This window comes from Vannielia litorea (assembly GCF_018424695.1).
GTDB lineage: Bacteria > Pseudomonadota > Alphaproteobacteria > Rhodobacterales > Rhodobacteraceae > Vannielia > Vannielia litorea_A.
Genome location: NZ_QTNQ01000166.1, coordinates 1 through 3,471 on the forward strand (window position 1 = coordinate 1; position 3,471 = coordinate 3,471).

The window sequence follows — 3,471 nt, forward strand, 5'->3', positions numbered from 1 at the left end:
GGCCATCCTCCACCCCACCGCCGCCGTGCTGCCCGCCGTTCTGGCAGTGGCAGAGCAGCGCGGGGTCACGGGCCGGGAGGCGTTGGTGGCCTATTGCCTCGGCATGGAGGCGGCGATCCGCCTCGGCGCGGCGGCGAAGGGCGGCTTCCAGCGGCAGGGGTTTCACGCCACCGGCGTTCTGGGCCATTTCAGCGCCGCGCTGGCCGCCGGGCGGCTGATGGGCGCGGAGGTGACGGACCACGTCAATGCGCTCGGCATGGCCGCCAGCACCGCCTCGGGCGTGCAGGTCTACCTCGAAGACGGGGCCTGGACCAAGCGGCTGCACCCCGGCTGGGCCGCCTCGACCGGCATCACCTGCGCCACCTTCGGGCGGCACGGCTTTGTCGGCCCGGCCCGCCCCCTGGAGGGCCGCTTCGGCATTTTCGACACCCACCTGCCCGACGCGGTCACGGTGGAGCTGGCAGAGATCACCGAGGGGCTGGGGCACCAATGGAAGCTGGCGGACACGGCGCTGAAGCCCTACCCCGTCTGCCATTACATCCACGGCGCCGCCGAGGCGGCCATCGGCTTGCAGGGTGAGATCGGCGGGGCGGAAATCGACGCGGTCGAGATCCTCCTGCCCGATGAGACGATGCAGGTGGTGGCCGAGCCGATCGAGCAGAAGCGCCGGACGCGCAGCGCCTATGAAGCGCAGTTTTCCGCGCCCTACGTGGTCGCCACCGCGCTGCTCAAGGGCCGCTTCGGGCTGGCCGAGCTTTCAGAGGCGGCGCTGGCCGACGCGGAGGTGCAGGCGCTCGCCGCCCGCTGCACCTGCGTGACCGACCCGCACAGCCGCTTCCCCGATTTCTACTCGGGCGGCCTTCGGCTGGTGCTGGCGGACGGGCGGCGGCTGGAGGCCCATGTGCCGGTCAACAACGGTGCGGGCCCCCGGCGGCTATCGCTGGAGGCGGCGCAGGCCAAGTTCATCGCCAACGCGGGGCTGACCCTGCCTGCCGCCCGCACCGAGGCGGTGGCGCAGGCCGTCGCCGGGCTGGAGGACGCCCCGATCTCGGCCCTGATGGAAACATTGGCCACGCCAGCCTGACCGCCGTTCAGAAGAACCGTCGGTCCGGGCGTATCGGCTCCAGCGCGAGGTTCGGCTGCCACCCCTCGCAGAGATCGGCAATGATGCGCCCGGTCAGCCCGCCCAGCGTAAGGCCGAGGTGCTGATGCCCGAAGGCGTGCAGGATGCGCGGCGCGCCGGGGGCGGGGCCGAGCACGGGCAGCGCATCGGGCATCGTGGGGCGAAAGCCCAGCCACTCCGCGTCACGCGCGGGCAGCGGCCCCAGCAGCTCTGCCCCGCGCCGCGCCAGGTAGGCCAGCCGTTCGCGGTTGGGCGGAGCACCGAGCGCCGCAATCTCCACCGTGCCCGCCAGCCGCAACCCGCGCGCGGTGGGCACGGCGTAAAAGCCACCCTCGGCCCAGCCCACGGGCCGGGTCACACGCGCGGCCTCCCCCGCGAACATCAGGTGATAGCCACGCTCCGTGCCCAGCGGCAGCCGCTCGGCCCCGCCACCCGGGATCCGCCGCGAGAAGGCCCCCGCCGCCAGCACCGCGCGGGCGGCGCGCAGCCCCTGCCCGTCGCCCAGTGTCAGCGTCACCCCGGCGTCATCGGCCGCCATCGCCGTTGCCCGCTCTGCCACCGTCTCGCCGCCCAGCGCGGTGAAGCGCGCGTGCATCAGCTGCACCAGTGCCTCCGGGTCGCGGATCTGCCTGGCGCCAGTATGGTGCACGGCGCGGGCGATGGGCAGGGCCAAGCCCGGCTCCATCTGCCGCGCGGCGTCCGGCTCGATCTCCTCGAAGGGCACGCCAAGGCTGCGCTTCCACGCCAACCCGGCCTCCGCCCCCCGTGCGCCCTTCGCGGTGGACCAGACCTGAAGCTGCCCGCGCGCCTCCACCAGATCTTCCGCGCCCGCCGCCTCGATCAAGGGGTTCAGCCCGGCATCGGCGCGGGAGAGCAAATCGGCCAGCACCCGCGAAATCTCGCGTGACCGGGCGGAGCGGCAATTGGCCAGAAAGGCCAGCATCCAGAGCGGATGGCGCAACGCGTGCGTCCACGACAGCGCAAGCGGCGAGCCGCGCCCGAAGAGCAGCGCGGGCAGATCGCGGAACACCGAAGGGTCGTTGACCGGCAGGCAGGCATAGGTGGCGATGGTGCAGGCGTTGCCCGCGCTGGTGCCCGAGCCCGGCGGCGCCGGGTCGACCAGCACCACGCGGTGCCCGCGCAACTGCGCCCAGAGCGCCGATGACACCCCCACCATACCGGCACCCACCACGGCTATGTCGATGTCCGCCACGCGTTGCCTCCGCTTCCGCCCTTCGCCGTTGCTACACCCCGCCGCCCGCCAAGACCATCCACTGCCGAATGGGGGATCGGCCCCATGCCGCCGGGGCCGCGCGCCGGGCAAGTTGGGGCCACCAAACAGCACACCACCCCGCGCCCCGGAGGAAGAGACCGATGAAAACCCTGCTCAAGACAGCCCTGATCCTGGTGGCCCTCGGCCTCGCCTTTTCCGCCCTCGCCCCCGCCTCCCGCGCCGAAGCCAGCAGCTGCGGTGGCAACGGCCAGAAGGCCTGCGCTCTTGAGGCGGCCACCGCGCCCCGCTGCGGTGCATGGCTGCACGAAGTGGGCGGCACCTGCCGGCCCTGTGGCGATGCGGGGCTCAACGCCTGCGCCTGGCGCAGCGTGGAGATGTCCTGCCGCGCCGGGCTGGCCAACCACTTCGGGCGCTGCGTGGCGCTCGATGGTGCCGTGACCCGCCCCGCCAGGCTCGACCTCGGCCAGATCTTCGGCGGCCACCGTGCCGAAAAACTCCGCTGGGCCGCCAGCCAGTATCTCGCGATGATCGAGGAGGCCGCGGGCGAGGTGCGCCGCGCCCTGCCCGAGCCCCGCGCCGCCTCGGCCCTCGTCGCCGCGCTGGAAGCCCGCGACAGCGCCAGCGTCAAGCATATCCTCGCCGCCAGCCCCGCCTTCCAGGACAGCCTCGACACGCTGGAGCGCATGGGCTTCAACACCGTGACCATCGGCCTCCAGAGCGCCGAAGGCAACGGCGTGGTGACGGAAACCGGCTTCTCGATCGACCTCGGTTTCACCTGGGCCCCGCGCCTCTACACCACGGCCGCCATCGGCACCGAGGCCGAGGTGGCGGAGGGTCAAGAGCTGGTCTTCACCTTCCTCAAGGCCGGCAACACCCGCATCGGCGGCACGGCCTACGGCACCGTCACCGCGCCGGAGGCCGACAGTGCGCCGCTGACCATGTGGTTCTCGGAAAACCCGTTCGACTTCACCGGCTTCTCGCTCGGCCTCGGCGTGAGCACCATGTGGGCGGGCGGTGCGGTGAGCTACGCCGAAACGAAACTCTGGAACTGAGGCCCGCCTGCCGCCATCATTACCCTGTCACAGAAAGGACAGCCCATGCCCCGCCTCCCTGC

General features: G+C 72.5%; 3 protein-coding genes. 2 read left to right on the forward strand and 1 reads right to left on the reverse strand.

What is annotated here, in order from left to right; all coding sequences use genetic code 11:
- The coding region (locus DYI42_RS23540) for an MmgE/PrpD family protein (protein ID WP_213549509.1) at positions 1-1,084 on the forward strand (1,084 nt) is incomplete at its 5' end.
- Between the two features lie 7 nt (positions 1,085-1,091).
- Here the strand turns inward: DYI42_RS23540 and DYI42_RS23545 are convergent.
- Complete coding sequence (locus DYI42_RS23545; protein WP_213549511.1) at positions 1,092-2,336, reverse strand: NAD(P)/FAD-dependent oxidoreductase; 1,245 nt, start codon at positions 2,334-2,336, stop codon at positions 1,092-1,094.
- A 161-nt stretch (positions 2,337-2,497) separates the two neighbouring features.
- On the opposite strand from DYI42_RS23545, the gene DYI42_RS23550 reads away from it, so the two are divergent.
- On the forward strand, positions 2,498-3,409 hold the full coding sequence (locus DYI42_RS23550) for a hypothetical protein (protein ID WP_213549513.1): 912 nt from the start codon (positions 2,498-2,500) through the stop codon (positions 3,407-3,409).
- The last annotated feature ends 62 nt before the right edge of the window (positions 3,410-3,471 follow it).